This window comes from Coprococcus sp. OM04-5BH (genome assembly GCF_003482105.1).
Taxonomy (GTDB): Bacteria; Bacillota; Clostridia; order Lachnospirales; family Lachnospiraceae; genus Coprococcus.
The window spans coordinates 107,964-125,793 of the sequence record NZ_QULM01000005.1 but is presented as its reverse complement, the minus strand read 5'-3'; the positions used below and the strand labels follow the sequence as shown (position 1 = coordinate 125,793).

Annotated in this window: 18 protein-coding genes; 17 read left to right on the top strand and 1 reads right to left on the bottom strand. The window is 43.1% G+C overall.

Features of this window, described 5'->3' with window-relative positions; all coding sequences use genetic code 11:
- Positions 1–62 precede the first annotated feature (62 nt).
- The 12 genes from DXB54_RS09910 (at position 63) to DXB54_RS09855 (ending at position 12,857) form a co-directional block, all read left to right on the top strand.
- Positions 63–983 carry a hypothetical protein gene (locus DXB54_RS09910; RefSeq protein WP_021938740.1) on the top strand — a complete coding sequence of 307 codons (921 nt, stop codon included), beginning with the start codon at positions 63–65 and terminating at the stop codon, positions 981–983.
- Positions 984–1,170: 187 nt separating this feature from the next.
- Positions 1,171–1,593: a hypothetical protein gene (locus DXB54_RS09905; RefSeq protein WP_021938741.1), complete on the top strand. Its 423-nt coding sequence runs from the start codon at positions 1,171–1,173 to the stop codon at positions 1,591–1,593.
- A 2-nt stretch (positions 1,594–1,595) separates the two neighbouring features.
- Complete coding sequence (locus DXB54_RS09900) at positions 1,596–2,972, top strand: hypothetical protein (protein ID WP_021938742.1); 1,377 nt, start codon at positions 1,596–1,598, stop codon at positions 2,970–2,972.
- A gap of 104 nt (positions 2,973–3,076) precedes the next feature.
- Positions 3,077–3,964: a diadenylate cyclase CdaA gene (gene cdaA, locus DXB54_RS09895; RefSeq protein ID WP_118695088.1), complete on the top strand. Its 888-nt coding sequence runs from the start codon at positions 3,077–3,079 to the stop codon at positions 3,962–3,964.
- On the top strand, positions 3,961–5,193 hold the full coding sequence (locus DXB54_RS09890; RefSeq protein WP_021938744.1) for a CdaR family protein: 1,233 nt from the start codon (positions 3,961–3,963) through the stop codon (positions 5,191–5,193). The genes cdaA and DXB54_RS09890 overlap by 4 nt, the downstream gene beginning before the upstream one ends.
- Before the next feature lie 107 nt (positions 5,194–5,300).
- Positions 5,301–6,020: an NAD-dependent protein deacylase gene (locus DXB54_RS09885; RefSeq protein ID WP_118695123.1), complete on the top strand. Its 720-nt coding sequence runs from the start codon at positions 5,301–5,303 to the stop codon at positions 6,018–6,020.
- A gap of 111 nt (positions 6,021–6,131) precedes the next feature.
- Positions 6,132–7,580, top strand: coding sequence for a glycoside hydrolase family 1 protein (locus DXB54_RS09880; protein WP_021938746.1), 1,449 nt, complete (start codon positions 6,132–6,134; stop codon positions 7,578–7,580).
- Positions 7,580–8,017, top strand: a complete 438-nt coding sequence (locus tag DXB54_RS09875) for an RrF2 family transcriptional regulator (RefSeq protein ID WP_118695087.1) — start codon at positions 7,580–7,582, stop codon at positions 8,015–8,017. The genes DXB54_RS09880 and DXB54_RS09875 overlap by 1 nt, the downstream gene beginning before the upstream one ends.
- 26 nt (positions 8,018–8,043) lie before the next feature.
- Positions 8,044–8,934: a serine O-acetyltransferase EpsC gene (epsC, locus tag DXB54_RS09870; protein WP_118695086.1), complete on the top strand. Its 891-nt coding sequence runs from the start codon at positions 8,044–8,046 to the stop codon at positions 8,932–8,934.
- A 285-nt stretch (positions 8,935–9,219) separates the two neighbouring features.
- Positions 9,220–9,918, top strand: a complete 699-nt coding sequence (locus tag DXB54_RS09865; RefSeq protein WP_118695085.1) for a Crp/Fnr family transcriptional regulator — start codon at positions 9,220–9,222, stop codon at positions 9,916–9,918.
- Positions 9,919–10,078: 160 nt separating this feature from the next.
- Positions 10,079–11,182, top strand: a complete 1,104-nt coding sequence (locus DXB54_RS09860) for an MqnA/MqnD/SBP family protein (RefSeq protein WP_118695084.1) — start codon at positions 10,079–10,081, stop codon at positions 11,180–11,182.
- A 124-nt stretch (positions 11,183–11,306) separates the two neighbouring features.
- Complete coding sequence (locus tag DXB54_RS09855) at positions 11,307–12,857, top strand: ATP-binding cassette domain-containing protein (RefSeq protein ID WP_158578230.1); 1,551 nt, start codon at positions 11,307–11,309, stop codon at positions 12,855–12,857.
- Between the two features lie 100 nt (positions 12,858–12,957).
- On the opposite strand, the gene DXB54_RS09850 is transcribed toward DXB54_RS09855, so the two are convergent.
- Positions 12,958–14,235, bottom strand: a complete 1,278-nt coding sequence (locus tag DXB54_RS09850; protein ID WP_021938752.1) for an ATP-binding protein — start codon at positions 14,233–14,235, stop codon at positions 12,958–12,960.
- 467 nt (positions 14,236–14,702) lie between these two features.
- On the opposite strand from DXB54_RS09850, the gene DXB54_RS09845 reads away from it, so the two are divergent.
- From DXB54_RS09845 to rpsR, 5 genes are all read left to right on the top strand, one after another.
- On the top strand, positions 14,703–16,196 hold the full coding sequence (locus tag DXB54_RS09845) for an AAA family ATPase (protein ID WP_118695082.1): 1,494 nt from the start codon (positions 14,703–14,705) through the stop codon (positions 16,194–16,196).
- An 18-nt stretch (positions 16,197–16,214) separates the two neighbouring features.
- The gene (locus tag DXB54_RS09840; RefSeq protein WP_118695081.1) at positions 16,215–16,397 is read left to right on the top strand and encodes a DUF951 domain-containing protein; all 183 of its coding nucleotides are present in this window, start codon (positions 16,215–16,217) and stop codon (positions 16,395–16,397) included.
- Positions 16,398–16,543: 146 nt separating this feature from the next.
- Positions 16,544–16,834 (top strand): 30S ribosomal protein S6, encoded by a 291-nt coding sequence (gene rpsF / locus DXB54_RS09835; protein WP_021938755.1) that lies wholly within the window; start codon positions 16,544–16,546, stop codon positions 16,832–16,834.
- Positions 16,835–16,849: 15 nt separating this feature from the next.
- Positions 16,850–17,296, top strand: a complete 447-nt coding sequence (locus DXB54_RS09830) for a single-stranded DNA-binding protein (protein ID WP_118695080.1) — start codon at positions 16,850–16,852, stop codon at positions 17,294–17,296.
- Between the two features lie 51 nt (positions 17,297–17,347).
- Positions 17,348–17,611: a 30S ribosomal protein S18 gene (gene rpsR, locus DXB54_RS09825; RefSeq protein WP_021938757.1), complete on the top strand. Its 264-nt coding sequence runs from the start codon at positions 17,348–17,350 to the stop codon at positions 17,609–17,611.
- Positions 17,612–17,830: the final 219 nt, after the last annotated feature.

Below are 17,830 nucleotides of genomic sequence, written 5' to 3'. Positions count from 1 at the left end.
AAAGCCAAGGAGCATTTTATATAATCAAAAGAGAAGGCTTTTGAAATAGGGAGGAGTACTTTATGAGATTAGTTACCAGATCGGATTTTGACGGACTTGCATGTGGTGCGCTTCTTAAGGAGGCGGGTATAATAGACCATTGGAAATTTGCACATCCAAAGGATCTCCAGGATGGACTTATTGATATCACAGAGGATGACTGTCTTGCAAATGTTCCGTTTGTAGAGGGCTGCGGATTGTGGTTCGACCACCACTCAAGTGAGCACGAGAGACTTGCACTTGAAGGCAGGTACAAGGGTGAGAGCCGTATAACACCATCCTGTGCAAGGATAATATATGAATATTATGGAGGAAAGGAAAGATTTCCTCAGTTTGATGATATGATGGAGGCTGTAGATAAGGTGGACTCAGGAAACCTTACAATAGATGAAGTACAGAATCCTAAGGGGTGGATACTTATAGGCTTCCTTATGGATCCAAGGACAGGGCTCGGAAGATTCAGAAATTTCACTATATCAAATTATCAGCTCATGGAGAGGCTTATAGACGCCTGCAGGACGATGACTACAGACGAAATTCTTGCAATGCCTGATATTCAGGAAAGAATAGTACTCTACAATGAGCAGACAGAGAAGTTTAAGGAAATGGTCAAGGCCCACACCATCGTTGACGGAAACCTTATCATAAGTGATTTGAGAGGCGTTGACCCGATCTACACAGGAAACCGTTTCATGATATACAGCATGTACCCTGAACAGAACGTGTCAGCCTGGATAGTAAGCGGAAAAGGTGGACAGGGATGTTCGGCAGCAGTCGGTTATAGTATACTGAACCGCACAGCCACCATGGATGTTGGAAGTCTTATGCTTAAGTACGGCGGTGGCGGACACAGGAAGGTCGGCACCTGCCAGTTTAAGGATGACGAGATGGACACCAGACTTCCGCAGATGCTTGAGGAGCTTAAAGCCCAGGCTAATTCATAGTGAATTTTTCAAGATGAATTTATCAAGAATTATTTCGTGAAGAGTTTCAAGGGATGTTCAAGGAATATGCAAGGAATATCTTAAGGAAGACACCACAATAAATTCATAATTACTTTATTGCTTAATTCATGACACTTTGATATAATGTTTAGAGCTGTTATTGGGCACTATAAGGCGAGGAAACAAAATGATCAATGAAGAAAAAGTGATTCTTATGACTAAGCTCAGTACTTACGAGGAATCCACAGGAAAAGAAGATTTGAATAAAGCGAGGTTTTTTCAGAGCGATTATGTGAGACTGAACTGCCTCAAGACATTGGTATCGACTACGATTCTCTTCTGGGGAGTTGCAGCTATGTATGTGTATTATAACCTTGCAAAGGTTATAGAGAACCTTACTACATATGATTACGGCAAGTTGGCAAGAAATGTGCTGTTAGCGTATGTGGCAGTCTGCGTTGTGTATTTTATTATTGCGTGGCTGGTTTACACATACCGCTACAGTAAGGCGAAGCCGGGACTGATCAGGTATAATCAGAATCTAAAGGCGCTCATAGACTTCTATGATGAAGATGGGCATACCATTAAGAACTCCGGGAGGAAGAGATAGTTATGAAGGAAATATTAAAGTTTCGTCAGTCAGTGAAAGAATTCTGCAGCAAGTATGACATGATCATAACGCCTGTAGTAAGATTTATATTATATCTTATTATGTATATGACATTAAACAGTATGACCGGATACAGTACGGCGTTTGGAAGTGCTAAGGTTGCAGTGCTCATGGCTGTTATCAGTGCTGTTACGTCAGATGGTATCGGATTGGGGCTTGGCGCACTTCTTCTTACAGGACAGTTGTTCTCGGCGAATGTTGAGATCGGTGCTGTATTCATCCTGCTGTTTTTGGTGCTTTATTGTGCATATATAAGATTTTTCCCTAAGACAATATGGATTGTATTATTTGCACCGGTGTTTTTCCTGGTTAAGCTGCAGTTCCTTCTGCCTATACTGGCAGGTATGCTGGTTGGACCGGCAGCAATGTTCAGCGTAGGTATAGGATGCATAATTTATTATTTTATGATTGCAGCAGGAGATTATGTGGATGCCCTTGCATCGGCAGGCGGAGCAGAGATCGCAGCCAGCTACAAGTTTATATTTGAAGCATTAAAGGGAAATAAAGAGCTTGTGCTTACAGTGGTGGTATTCGCTGTGATAGTACTTATTGTAGCTATAATCTATAAGTTGTCATTTGATTATTCATGGTATGTTGCCATTGCTATTGGTGGCGTATTTGAGATAATACTGTTTTTAGTGGGAAATGTTACAACAGGTGCAGATATGTCACTTACATCAGTAGTGATAGGAAGTCTTGTTTCTGTTATTGTAGCGGCAGTTGTGCAGTTCTGGAAGACGGTTGTTGACTATTCAAAGGTTGAGAAGACACAGTTTGAGGATGATGAGTATTATTATTATGTTAAGGCAGTTCCTAAGTTCCTTGACAGAAAGAAGCCACAGAACCTTAGAACTGTTACATCATATAATGATGAGGAACTTGATGAGTATCTTACAGAGGATGAGAGCCCTGCAAGAAGACAGGCTCCTTCACAGAACAGACGTCCAAGACCACAGGCAGGTCAGGAGCAGAACAGACAGCCTGCAAGAAATTCTGTAAATGCAGGAAGACAGCCACAGAACAGAGGGGCAGCCGGCAGACCACAGAATGGAAGGCCATCAGCAGGCACAGCACAGAATGGAAGGTCATCAGCAGGTGCATCACAGAGTGGAAGACCATCAGCAGGTACAGCACATAATGCACAGAACAGAAATGCGGCTCCACATAACAGACAGGCGGGACAGAACCAGAATGGAAGACCTGCAGGTAATGTGCCACAGCGTCAGCAGGCACAGAACAGACGCCCGAGACCACAAGCTGACAGTGCATTTGTTGGGCAGACAGACAGCGCATTTTCAAATACAGATACTAAAAAATAAGATTATTAGGATTTAGTACCATCACGCCACCCATTAAAAACTGCATGACAGTTCCTAAGCGGGTGGCGTTTGAGTATTAAGCCTATAGATTGTTGGGGTTGGATATGGAGAATATTTTCGCTTATTTCAGAAGCTATTTTGAAAAATTTTATATAGCAGTGCCCGGCATAAGAGACATTATTGAGATAGCAATATTGAGCCTTGCCATATACAAGGTTATGCAGTGGTTCATGAATAGCAGAGCGTGGACATTACTTAAGGGTGTCGTCATCATTCTGTTGTTCATGGTATTTGCAGCGGTTCTGCAGCTTAATACCATACTGTATATATTGAAGAACGCCTTCAGTGTAGGTATTATTGCCATTATCATATTGTTCCAGCCGGAGTTCAGAAGGGGACTTGAGGAATTAGGTAAGAAGAAGCTGTCCAGTTATCTGAGTATAAGGGATACGGAAAACCCGCACGGACTTACCGACAAGACTATCTATGAGATAGTTAAGACCGCCACGGCTCTTTCCGCTACCAGGACAGGTGCACTTATTGTTATCGAGAATGAGATATCTCTCCAGGATTTTGTTGATACAGGTATCAGTGTTGACGCCATAGTTACCAACCAGCTTCTGGTGAATATATTTGAGCATAATACGCCTCTTCATGATGGTGCCGTCATAATCAGAAATAACAGGGTTGAGGCTGCAACCTGCTATCTTCCCCTCTCGGCAAATAACGACATCAACAAGGAACTTGGCACAAGACACAGAGCAGGTATCGGTGTCAGTGAAATGTCTGACAGCATAACCGTTATTGTATCTGAGGAGACAGGCTCTATTGCAGTGGCTAAGGATGGTCAGATATACAGAAATCTCGATGCCGAAGCTCTGAGAAAGTTCCTGTTTACCCTGCATCGCGAGGAAGGCAAACGTACCAAAGAAGATAAGAAGGTTATAAAGATAAGAAAGCACAAGGGCGGAAAAGGAGGTAGTCACAGATGAAGGACAAACTTTTCTCCAATATAGGGTTGAAGCTGTTAGCTGTGGTCTTCGCCTTTATCGTGTGGGTCATTGTACTTAATCTTGACGACTATGTGGTGTCCAAGCAGATATCGGGGATTCCGGTACAGATGCTGAATGAGGATGCCATCACAAGTCAGGGACAGCTTTATTATGTTAAATCCGGTGATACCGTGAATATAATAGTTAAAGGAAGACGTTCGGTGATTGCGGAGCTTAATGCCGATGATTTCAAGGCATCTGCAGATCTTTCACAGCTTTCTATCACAAACTCGGTACCTATCAAGGTGGAGGCGGTTAATAAGAATATAGCATCATCAGTATCTGTTTCCATGACGGACAGTGTGGTTACAGTGGAACTTGAGAAGGAGGAGACATCCTCTGTACCTGTAACTGTTAAGGTTGAGGGTGAAGCTGAGTCGGGATATACCGCAGGTGAACCGGTGACAACTCCAAACCTTGTGAATATTACAGGGGCGGTCAGTGTTGTGGACAGTATAGCAACAGCCCAGGTGGTTGTAGATGTAAGCGGAAGCACAAGGGAGGTCAATACAACCGGCAAGCTTGTATTTTATGATAAGGACGGACAGGCGGTTGCAGATAGTAAGATTACCTGTGACAATGATACCATTGCGGTGAAGATACCAATCTACAAGACTAAAGCTGTTCCGGTGAGGGTTTCCACTACAGGTACTCCGGGAGAGGGATATCTTATAGGTAGCATTGAATATGGTCCTGAGACGGTTGTGGTGGGTGCACCTAATGATGAACTTGAGGCGTTAGATGAGATAGTTATATCGGATGTAGACATTTCCGGAGCTACAGAGAATTACGAGACGAATATTGATATAACTCCTTACCTGCCGGATAATGTTGTACTGGCAGACAAGAGCAACAACATGATAAACGTAAGAGTACTTATTGAACATAACATAACCAGAAGCATTTCGCTGAATGCCGGTGATATTACTATCCTTAACAAGAATGAGGACAAGAATTATGAGATTTCCTTCCCTGACGGGAATGTTGTTGAGATAGTAGGTCTTGGAGACGACATAAGCAAGGTTAAGGGCAGTGACCTTAAGATAAAAATAGATGCTGACAGTCTCTCAATGGGCGAGAATACAGTGGAGCTTACCGTTTCGGATGGAGAGAAATATACAGTAAAATCAGTATGTAAGGTACTTATAACTGTAACAGATATACCATAAAATATTTGGAATTGTACATAGAGACCCATCCCGGATGATATTTTCAGGATGGGTCTTGTGCATATAAAAATATGTGTGTTTCATATGGAGGTGTTCAGGACATGGGTATGGAAGAGATAAATAAATTACAGAGTATCGTAGATGAGTCCGACAATATTGTGTTCTTTGGAGGCGCCGGAGTCTCTACAGAAAGCGGAATACCGGATTTCAGAAGTGTGGACGGATTGTACAACCAGAAATATAAATATCCGCCGGAGACTATAATCAGCCACAGCTTTTATCGCAGGAATCCGGAAGAATTCTACAGGTTTTATAAGGATAAAATGCTGTTTCCTGAGGCAAAACCCAACAAGGCACACATGAAGCTTGCGGAGCTTGAGGCGGCAGGAAAGCTCAAGGCTGTAATAACACAGAATATAGATGGGCTTCATCAGATGGCAGGAAGCAGAAGGGTTATTGAGCTTCATGGTTCGGTACACAGAAATTATTGTGAACGCTGCCATAAGTTCTATGACCTCCGGTATGTGATCGACGCTCCGGGAGTTCCTAAGTGCTCCTGTGGCGGAACCATAAAGCCTGATGTTGTTCTGTATGAAGAAGGACTTAACAATCAGGATATAGAGGATGCCATACATTATATATCAGAGGCAGATACCCTTATAATAGGGGGGACTTCTCTGGTGGTATATCCGGCGGCAGGCTTAATAAGATATTTCCGTGGCAGACATCTGGTGGTCATAAATATGTCCCCAACACAGTCTGACAGAGAAGCCGATCTGCTTATAACTGACAAGATCGGATCCGTACTGGATCAGATACATGTGTAGACATATATATAACTTGCAGTGTGATTATCAAAAATGACAATTTATTAAGAATGTTAAATTATAAGAATGTTAAATTATAAGAATGTTAAATTATAAGAATGGAGGAAGGCTATGTATTTTGAAAAGACACAGGGATTTCCAAAGAATTTTCTCTGGGGATCAGCTTCGGCAGCATATCAGGTAGAGGGTGCCTGGGATGTTGACGGTAAGGGACCTTCAAACTGGGATAAGTTCGTAAGGATACCGGGCAAGACTTTTAAGGCGACAACAGGAGATAAGGCAGTTGATCATTATCACAGATATAAGGAAGACGTGAAGCTTATGGCAGAGATGGGCCTTAAGACCTACAGATTTTCCATAGCATGGTCAAGAGTTATTCCTGACGGAAACGGTCCTGTAAACGAAAAGGGACTTCAGTTTTATGATGACCTTGTAAATGAACTTCTCAAGTACGGCATTGAGCCGATGGTAACAGTATACCACTGGGATATGCCACAGGCACTTGAGGATCAGTATCATGGATTTGAGGATCGCAGGATCATAGATGATTTTGTGAACTATGCAACGGTTCTGTTCAAGAAGCTTGGTGACAGGGTTAAGTACTGGATCATCATGAATGAGCAGAATGTGTTCACTACATTTGGCTGGATGAACGGTATGCATCCACCTGGAAAGAAGAATGAGGAGAAGCTGTTCTATCAGGTAAACCACCATGCAAATATAGCGTTTGCCAAGTCGGTGCTTGCCCTTAAGGCATTGTACCCTGACGCAAAGGTCGGCTCAAGCTTCGCTTATACTCCTGGCTATGCATATGACAGACACCCTGAAAATGCCATGGCACTGGAGGACTACAATGATCTGAAGAATTTCTACTGGATGGATATATATGCTCTTGGCAGATATCCAAGAGCTGCTATCAAATATCTTGAGAGTAAGGGCGTTGCACCGGAATTTGCTCCAGGAGACAAGCAGGTGCTTAAGGAGGCTGCCGCTAAGGTGGACTTCATGGGAGTCAACTACTATCAGAGCTGCGTGGTAGAGCACAATCCTATTGATGGTGTAGGCATGAGCATGGAGATGAACACCACAGGAAAGAAGGGGACTGCCAAGGTGTCCGGAGTTCCGGGACTTTACAAGAACCCACAGAATGAGTTCCTTTCAACAACTGATTGGGATTGGACCATTGATCCAATGGGAATAAGAATATGCTGTCGTGAGATCACATCAAGATATGACCTTCCGATAGTGATCTCAGAGAATGGTCTCGGTGCATTTGACAAGCTTGAGGATGGTCAGATCCATGACCCATATCGTATAGAATATCTTAAGAAGCACATAGAGGCACTGAAAGATGCCATTGATGACGGATGCAGAGTTCTGGCATATTGTACATGGTCATATACTGACCTGTTAAGCTGGCTCAACGGATACCAGAAGAGATATGGATTTGTGTATGTGGACAGGGAAGAGGATGAGAACTCAGGAACCTTAAACAGAATAAAGAAGGACTCTTATTTCTGGTATAAGCATGTTATCGAGACAAATGGTGAGGAACTGTAATGAAGATATCTACAAAAGGAGATTATGCCATACAGCTTATGCTGGATCTTGCATGTAATAATACAGGTATCCCGGTAAGTCTTAAGGATATTGCAAAAAGACAGGGAATATCGGAGAAGTATTCTGAGCAGATCATGAATATGCTTGCTAAGGCTGGGCTTATAAAAAGCTTCCGTGGTGCCCAGGGAGGATATCTTCTGGCACTTAAGCCTGAGGCGTGTACCGTGGGAATGGTCTTGAGAGTTACAGAGGGCAACCTTGCACCTACAAGTTCGGCGGTGAATGCTGACCTTGAAAGTATAGAAAAGCCATCATTTCACGTAACCCAGAGGATATGGGGCATGATCGGTGATGCCATCAACAATGTGGTGGATAATCTTACACTGGCTACACTGGTGGAATGGCAAAAAGAGAAGATTGATGAATACTATATATAATAGCAGCAAGAGTTGGAGGCATAAACATGGATAATAATATTAAGACGGTGATCAAGGAGACTTCAAAGAAGCTCAGCGGACTTTACAAGGAGCAGAAGATCTTCGATGTGGATCTTGGACGTAAGCTGCCGAACCGTGACATTGTGATCACTATTATAGATGATCTGAGAAGGATTACATTTCCGGGATTTTTCGGTGCGGAGAACCTGGGATATGTGGAGAAGAAGAATTTCGCAGGACACGAGCTGTCACTGGTATATGACAAGTTATATCACCAGATAAAGACAGCCCTTAACTACGGCAGAGAGCAGGGAGAGTACGAGAAGGTACGACTTGAGGCAGAGGAGAAGACCCTTAAGTTTATTGAAGAGATCCCTAAGGTTCAGTCACTTCTGCTGTTAGACGTAGAGGCAGGCTTTAACGGAGATCCGGCTGCCAAGAGCAAAGAGGAGATAATACTTTCCTATCCGGGACTCTATGCGATATTTGTATATCGTTACGCTCATGTGCTCTATGATATGAACATTCCGTTCATTCCGAGAATGATGTCCGAGTATGCCCATGGTCAGACAGGAATAGATATAAATCCGGGAGCAACCATAGGTTCTTCATTCTTCATAGATCACGGAACCGGTATTGTAGTTGGAGAGACAACCAATATTGGAAATAACGTGAAGATCTACCAGGGCGTTACCCTTGGTGCACTTTCCACAAGAAAGGGACAGGAGCTTGCAGGTGTCAAGCGTCACCCAACCATTGAGGACAACGTGGTAATATATGCAAATACCACAGTCTTAGGTGGCGAGACAGTAATCGGTGAGAATTCAGTAGTTGCAGGTAATACATTTGTCATTAAATCTATCCCTGCAAATACCAAGGCTGCGTCATCCATGCCGGAGCTTAGGATCAAGCAGTAATGGCTGAAATTCAAAGATATGTTATGGTAATGAGATAAAAAATCAAATAGAGTACTTGCAAAAAACAGTATCATATGATACTGTTTTTTGCGTATTGAGGCTGGACGAATATAAGTCACCTGCTTATGCCCGGACATGCCGGATAAGTTTATGCTTGGCTGGTTAATTCATGATCATAATTACTCCTTCATATATGGTTGAACAATGATGATAAGAGAATATATGTGTAATGAGTTTAATTGCTTGTAATGGTAGAAATGATAAGAACGATGGGGATGATACATTATGACGGAGAGCGTTTCGGGAGATAACAGAAAAATAAAAAATTCGGCTTCCGCAGAGGAAATCCTGCGGTTGAACCCGTTATTTGCAGAGGTAGATCTGTCAGGTATCGACCTGTTCGTGAAGGAGTTTAAGCGTCGGGATGAGATATCTGAACTGCAGGAGAAAACCTATTGCATAGGAGTCATAGGAAGCGGCGAGGCAGATGTGTACGCCCTGTCCCGGCACGAGGAAGCCTGCACGGGAAGTGTAAATGTGTCAACCCAGCATGAGGGGAATATCTTCGGGATATGCAATGTGTATTGTCCTACACCAATGCCCACAAAGCTAATCTGCAAGGTAAAGTGTCGGGTGGCATTCATGTCAAAGGCAGATTTCAGGAAATTGTTAAGCAGGGATGCGAGATTGCTTGAGCGTTATCTGACCCTGTGTAACAAGAAGATCATGTACCTTGCATACAAGATCGAGCTTATGGGAATGTCAGGCTGCAACAGCAAGCTTGCCTTTTATCTGCTCCACAATGCAGTGGATGGGCGGGTGGCGCTTGAAGTGTCCAAAGAGCAATTCGCAAAGTTTTTAAATGTCAGCAGAGCCAGCCTGTTCAGAACCCTCACGGAGTTCCAGGATAAGAAATTGATCGAGGACAGGGGCGGCGAGATCCTGATACTTGACATGGAAGGACTCAGGCAGTGCGTATATTAGCACCGAAAGAGAAGTGCCTGATGACATATAAAAATATAGCACGCCATTACTTTGTGACTGTGTAGTAAAACATAGCACAATATTATTCAGCGGGCTGTGTAGTAAAACATAGCACAATATCACTTGGTGGTTTGTGCCATGAAACAGAAAGGAGACAGAAATGAAAAAGAAAATATTAGGAGTAGCACTTGCAGTGGCAATGTCAGTTATGGCACTTGCAGGCTGCGGAAGCAAAGAAACTGCAACTACAGAGGTAACATCAGAGGTGACCACAGCTACAGAGGACACCCAGAGCGAGGCGGATACCAATGAGGCTGACACTGTAAGTGAGGAAGTAGCCACAGAGGAGAACGACAACGCGGCAAATGATGATGTAACCATCCGTGTTGCTGCATTAAAGGGACCTACAGCCATGGGACTTTCAAAGCTTCTTACGGATTCAGACGCAGGCAATGCCGGCGTGAATATCGAGTACTCAATAAGCACTGCGGCAGATGAGATCACTCCTGAGATCATCCAGGGAAATGTGGATGTGGCAGCGATCCCAGCAAATCTTGCCAGCGTTCTCTACAACAAGACAGAGGGACAGGTAACAGTACTTGCCATCAATACCCTTGGAGTTATCTCCATTGTTGATACCGGCGATTCAGTTCAGTCTGTGGCAGACCTTAAGGGTAAGACAATCTACGCAACCGGACAGGGAGCAACACCGGAATATTCTCTCAGATTTATACTGAAGAATAACGGTATAGATCCTGACAATGATGTTACTATAGAGTGGAAGTCAGAGGCAACAGAGGTGCTCTCAGTTATGACCTCTACAGATGATGAGGTTATAGCAATGCTGCCACAGCCATTTGTCACTGTTGCGGCAACAAAGGTTGACAACTTGAACGTGCCTGTCGACTTGAATGAAGAATGGAAGAATCTTACACCGGACGGCGGTATGGTCACAGGTGTGGTTATTGCCAGAACAGAATTTGTAAATGAACATCCGGAGGCAGTTTCAGCATTTATGAACGCCTACGCAGAGTCAGTTGACTATGTAAATACAAATGTTGATGAGGCAGCAGCACTTATAGAGCAGCTTGATATTGTTAAGGCACCTATTGCCAAGCAGGCAATTCCAAAGTGCAACATTACATTTATCGAGGGCGAAGAAATGAAGTCGATTCTCTCAAGCTACCTTGGCATATTGAACGAGGCAGAGCCTAAGAGCATAGGCGGAGCTATGCCGGGAGACGATTTCTACTATTCAAGATAGGACATTTTTTGACTGACAGTTGTCCCACATGGGGCTTCCCAGATTGCAAATTTACACTATGATTGGTTGATACAGAATGAATAAAGAAAATGTAAAAAAATCAAAATTCAATAAAGAGACATCTATGTGGAAGGTTTGTACAGAGAGGATAGCAGCAATAATTGTTGCTATCCTTCTTTGGCAGTTGCTGGCGATGAAGCTTGACCAGAAGCTGCTGCTGGCAACGCCTGTTGATGTGGCGAAGACCCTGGGGGTTCTGGTGAAGAGTCAGGAGTTCTACAGTGCTATAGCATATTCCATGGGACGTATCCTGTTTGGATTACTCATAGGCGCGGCAGTGGGAACAGCCTGTGCACTTTTAGCAGGCAGATGGCATTTCATGGAGGTGCTTTTCTGGCCGTATTTCTCAGCCATGAAGGCAACACCGGTGGCTTCCGTTGTTATCCTTTGTCTGGTGTGGCTGTCCAGCAGAAGACTGTCGGTATTCATAGTATTTTTGGTGGTCACACCGGTCATATATACAAATATTCTTGCAGGCATAAAAAATCTTGACCTGAAAATGAAGGACATGGCGAGGGTATTCGGGATAAATGGATTACGCCGCCTGTTGTATGTGTATCTTCCGGAGCTTAAGACATATATTATAGCGGCATTTACCCTGGCTACGGGCATGGCATTTAAGGCGGGGATTGCGGCGGAGGTTATCGGTACTCCCGTAGGCTCTGTGGGAAAAATGCTCTATAACGCCAAGGTGTATCTTGAGACGCCGGAGCTATTTGCATGGACATTGGTTATCATAGTCTTAAGCGTGGTGGTGGAGCAGGTGATCATGACGCTGATACGGTGCATGTTTGATGGCCTGCAGATGAAAGCCATAGGAAAGCAGCTGGCCAGAGAGGCAGATAAGTATTGTAGGAATGGTGCTTCTATAGATCTTGACAATGTCTGCTTCTCCTATGAAAACCCAAAAGAAAGAAAGCCTGTCAGGAAAAATGACAAAGAAAGCAGACCGGTTAATAAAAATAATAAGGAATACAGGTCTTGCAATAAAAAAGCAGGCAGCTCTGCAGAGCTTATAAATAAATTGAGTATGCATATTGCTGCCGGGGACAGGGTGTGCATTATGGCACCATCTGGAACAGGTAAGACAACGCTGCTTAATCTGATCACAGGCAGGCTTGTGCCTGACAGTGGCAGCATTTCTTTTGAAGCGAAGAGGTGCAATGATAATGATTGTTTAAAGAAGAAAGCAATATATAAAGAATCAGGTCATGAACATGTGGACATATCCATGGTCTTCCAGGAAGATCGGCTGTGTAACGGGTACTCGGCAGCCTATAATATAGCACTGGGGTTGAAAAGACACAGCAGGTCAGGGCTGGAAGATATACGGAAAAATCTTGAGCAGGTTGGCATGGAAGAAAGTTTGTTCACAGATGTAAAAGAGCTGTCGGGTGGTATGAAACGACGTACGGCTATCGTCAGGGCAGTGATGTCACCAGGGCAGGTGCTGATCCTTGATGAACCATTTGCCAGTCTTGATGATGAATTAAAAAATCAGACGGCAGCCTATATAAATGCAAATCTGAATGGCAGAACACTGATCGCGGTCACACATGACGAGAAGGATGCAGACAGGCTGAATGCACGGATTCAGACACTGCAGACACATTAACAAATAAACACTGATATGTGTGTCCTGGACAGACTATAAAAAAGTCTCCTGAGCAGGCAGCAGTACCTATGGAAAACTGCAGGCTCCGGAGACTTTTTTATTAGTTTTTAAGTGCCGTAATCGGAACGACGTACACACCATCAGGGCGTTTGTATGCGGCATTTGAAAGACCACAGATTACACATAATATTTTAGGGGGCTTTCCCTTGGGATCATTTCTTATTTTCTTGTCTATTTCTAATAAGTTCTTTGCTGCATCATCAATTTGATTTGCACCTAATTTAATCTCAAAAGCACACCATTCACCATTTTTTAGTTCTATGACCGCATCAATTTCTTTGTTGTCATAGTCCTGATAATGATATAGGGATGCACCAAAAGATTCTGCGTATATCTTTAGATCTCTTTCACAAAGAGCCTCGAACAAAAAGCCCAGTGTCTGCAGGTCATTTATTAACATTTCCGGTGACGCATTTAATAATGCACATGCAAGGGATGGATCACAGAAATGTCTTTTTTCGGACTGCTTTACCCGTACAGATGACCTTATATTGGTAGAGAAAGGCTTCTGATTGTCTATTATAAACAGTCTTTTAAATATATCCAGATAGTCTGCTATAGTTCCTTTGTCGATTTCTGAGTCGTCATTTTCCCTGACGTCTTTTGCTAGGGAAAGATTTGTAGCAGTGGTTGTTTCGTTTCTTGCCAGTGAACGAAGTAATAGTTTCATTTTATCTTTATTTCGCTTGACACCATCTATTCTGAACACATCGTCTTCTATTATGGCATCAATATACTGGAGGGGGAGCAGAGTTGCCTGGGCTATAGGAGTGTCTATGTTGCCTGGCCAGCCTCCCCTCATTATATATTGTATTAAAGTCGTCAGATTGACCTCGCCGGTCATAGCTGGAATTAATGTGTTATTACATAATTCTTTCAACGACACGACGCCAGTTGAATCACCTGATTCATATAATGACATTGGATGCATTTTTATTCTGGCAATTCGTCCGGCACCACTGTGAAGTATTCCCTTGTGATTTGGTGTAGATGATCCGGTGAGAATGAATTGTCCTTTTTCTCCTGATTGATCGACTCTGTATCTTACAGCGTCCCACAGTGGTGGTACCTCCTGCCATTCATCAATTAATCTTGGAGTTTCACCATTTAAGACTAGATCGGGAGACATTTGTGCAAGAACCCTGTTCTGAAAATTTCCTGTTGGGTCACCTATATAGATTTCGCTGTTGCTATGGAACGAGGAAGTCCAGGTTTTTCCACACCACTTTGGACCTTCTATACATACGGCACCGAAGCTCTTTAAATATTCTTCTATGGTATTATCAATTACTCTTGGTTTATACTCTTTTTTAATCATATTTTTATTATCACCTCATGTACAAATTATATACCAATCGTAAAGATTTGGCAAATGCAACCGTAAAGATTTGACAAATACAACCGTAAAGATTTGACAAATACAACCGTAAAGATTTGACAAATGCAACCGTAAAGATTTGGCAAATGGAACCATAAGGATTTTGCCCCCCCGCCACCGTTAGTCAATCGGTATGTGAGTTTTTACAAGAAAATGTTTTGGAAGACGATATTGCATCAGGGGATATAAACGGCATTAATGCCACCATGGCTGGCATAAAGAAGAATGCTAAAGAAAGAAACAGTATTTTAAAGGCGAGGTACTAAACTAATTATTGCACCCTTTCCCATATAAAGATATAATAAATAAAATAAGACACGGAGCAGCATCAAAAAATGCTGCTCTGATACTGCCTGGCACAGATAAGGGCAGTATGATGCGTTATACATATTAGAGAGGATATAGGAATGGCAGTATTTGATTTTAACAACACACCGGGCGAGGAGAACAAGGCGATCTGTACATATGAGACATTTGCGTCGGATGAGCCGGAGGCTACCGCAGACAAGCCTATAATGATACTTGACAACAAGGCAGGGGCACTTAAGCACCATCTGTCAGGTATGTTCACAAATCCCATTAAGAGAACTACATTTGAGATAAAAGAAGACAAAGAGGTGGCCTGTGTAGATATCCTGAAGATCGATTCAAGATTTACAGCGCTTCTTAAATGGTTAGGTGAAAATCATATAAATGTCCGTCTGTCAGGAGAAAATCGCGAGGGTGGTTACAGAGTCTATAAGATCCGTGAGATGGCATTTGGAAATGGTAGATCAAAGCTTTCTGCAGAGGATGGCTTCCTTCAGTTTATGATAGAAAGACTTCTCTCCAGTAATGCACCTGTGGAGGGAGAACTGGATGAGGATGATGATTCAGAAGAAGATGGCGATGACATGAAGCTTACAAGCCTCCAGAGCATTGTGGATTTCATGAACTGTGCCGGCAGGACACTGCCTGACAACATCAGACTCTGGGCAAGAAGAAACCTGGCTGTTGCCAAGTCCGGAGAGGTGTCACCGGAGGAGAGACGCCATGCCCAGCGTGCCCTTTCCATAATGATGAATATCAAATGGAGACATAATTATTTTGAGGCAATCGACCCGGATGAAGCCAGAAGGATACTTGACGAAGAATTATACGGCATGGAGAAGGTCAAGCAGAGGATCATAGAAACCATCATCCAGATAAACAGGACCCACACCCTTCCGGCATACGGAATACTGCTGGCGGGACCGGCGGGAACAGGAAAATCCCAGATTGCTTATGCAGTTGCAAGGATTCTTAAACTGCCATGGACAACCCTTGACATGAGCTCCATAAATGATCCGGAGCAGCTTACAGGAAGCTCAAGAATTTACTCCAATGCCAAGCCGGGTATTATAATGGAGGCATTTTCCCAGGCAGGAGAGTCCAACCTGGTATTTATCATAAACGAGCTTGACAAGGCTAACTCAGGCAAGGGAAACGGCAATCCGGCAGACGTGCTACTGACCCTTCTTGACAATCTTGGATTTACAGATAACTACATGGAGTGTATGATTCCGACATTTGGCGTGTATCCTATAGCCACTGCAAATGATAAGTCTAAGATCAGCGCACCTATTCTTTCAAGATTTGCAGTTATCGATATACCGGATTACACCGACGAGGAGAAGAAGGTAATATTTAATAGGTATGTATTAAAGAAGGTTCTCAGGCGGATCGGACTCCGGGAGGATGAGTGTATCATCACAGATGAGGCGGTTCGGCTGGCAGTCAGCAAGTATTCAGGTACCTCAGGTATCAGAAATCTTGAGCAGTCAGCGGAGCATATAGTTGCAAATGCTCTGTATCAGATAGAGGTCAACCATGTGAAGTCGGTAACATTTACAGCAGAGATGGTGGATGAACTGCTGGGATGATGAGAGAAAGGGCCAGACATGAACTTTGAAGTGGGACAGATTATAAAAATGAAGAAGCCCCATCCCTGTGGTAACAATTCATGGGAGATTCTGAGAGTGGGAATGGACTTCCGCCTCAGGTGTACATGGTGCAATCATCAGGTGATGATCCCCCGGACTACAGTGGAGAAAAGCTTTAAGGGCTTTGTAGAGAAGGCATAAATTCCATATCTTTTATAAAAAAACACAAAAATAGCTTGAATTGTTGATTTTACTATGATAAGATGTGGACTTGTGATGTGTTAATCATATTTCCTTGCTCACAAACAGTATTGTGGGCCAGAGACCATAAGGAGGTGCAAGATAAGATGAATAAGTACGAATTAACTTTAGTTGTTAATGCAAAAATTGAAGAGGAAGCTAGAACAGCAGTAGTTGATAAGGTTAAGGCTTACGTTGAGAAGTTTGGCGGTTCAATTACAAATGTTGAAGAGTGCGGACTTAAGAAGCTTGCTTACGAAATTCAGAAGATGGGCGAAGCTTATTATTACTTCATTCAGTTTGATGCTGCTGCAGATGCTCCTGCACAGATCGAGGCAAATGTTCGTATTATGGAAGACGTTCTTAGATATCTTTGTGTTAGACTTGACGCAGAGTAATAGGAGGATTTCCATATGAATAAAGTAATTTTGATGGGTCGTTTAACAAGAGACCCTGAGATCAGATATTCTCAGCAGGGTGATAACCAGATGGCTATCGCAAGATATACACTTGCTGTAGATAGAAGATTCAACAGAAACAATGATCAGAGCGCAGATTTTATCAGTTGCGTAGCATTCGGCCGTTCAGCAGAATTTGCTGAGAAGTACCTTAAGCAGGGTACAAAGATTGTTGCAACAGGTAGGATCCAGACAGGCAGCTATACAAACAAGGATGGTAATAAGGTCTACACAACAGACGTTGTAGTAGAAGATCAGGAATTTGCCGAGAGCAAGAATGCGTCAGGTAATGACGGCGGCTATCAGCCAATGGGCAGACCAGAGCCTGCAAGTGCAGGTCCGGTTAATGACGGATTTATGAGTATTCCTGAAGGAATCGAGGACGATTTACCATTCAAGTAAACATGATACCGGTCCCCGGGGCTGGTATGAATAATACAGGAGGTAAATACAATGGCTTATAACAAGACAGATAGAGCGGACGCTCCATTAAAGAGAAGAAATATCCGTAGAAGAAAGAAAGTTTGCGTTTTCTGTGCAGACAAGTCAGCTACTATAGATTACAAAGATGCTAACAAGTTAAAGAGATATATCTCAGAGAGAGGTAAGATCCTTCCTAGAAGAATTACCGGTACATGCGCTAAGCACCAGAGAGCTTTAACAGTAGCAGTTAAGAGAGCAAGACAGATTGCTGTATTACCATACGTAGTAGATTAATCAGCAGATCATATCTGGGATTATTTATATAGTGTGATACAAGCGTTAAGCTTGAAGAGACCCACATGTTTTATGACATGTGGGTTTTTTAATGCTTCTGTCCAATTCGGTTAATTCATAAGATTTATGGAAGCTGAGTCAATACTTTTGTTGACCCTTAAATATGTGTGTGATATTATTGTTAGTGTGTGCTAGTGTGTCGATTTAAGGTGCAGGAAT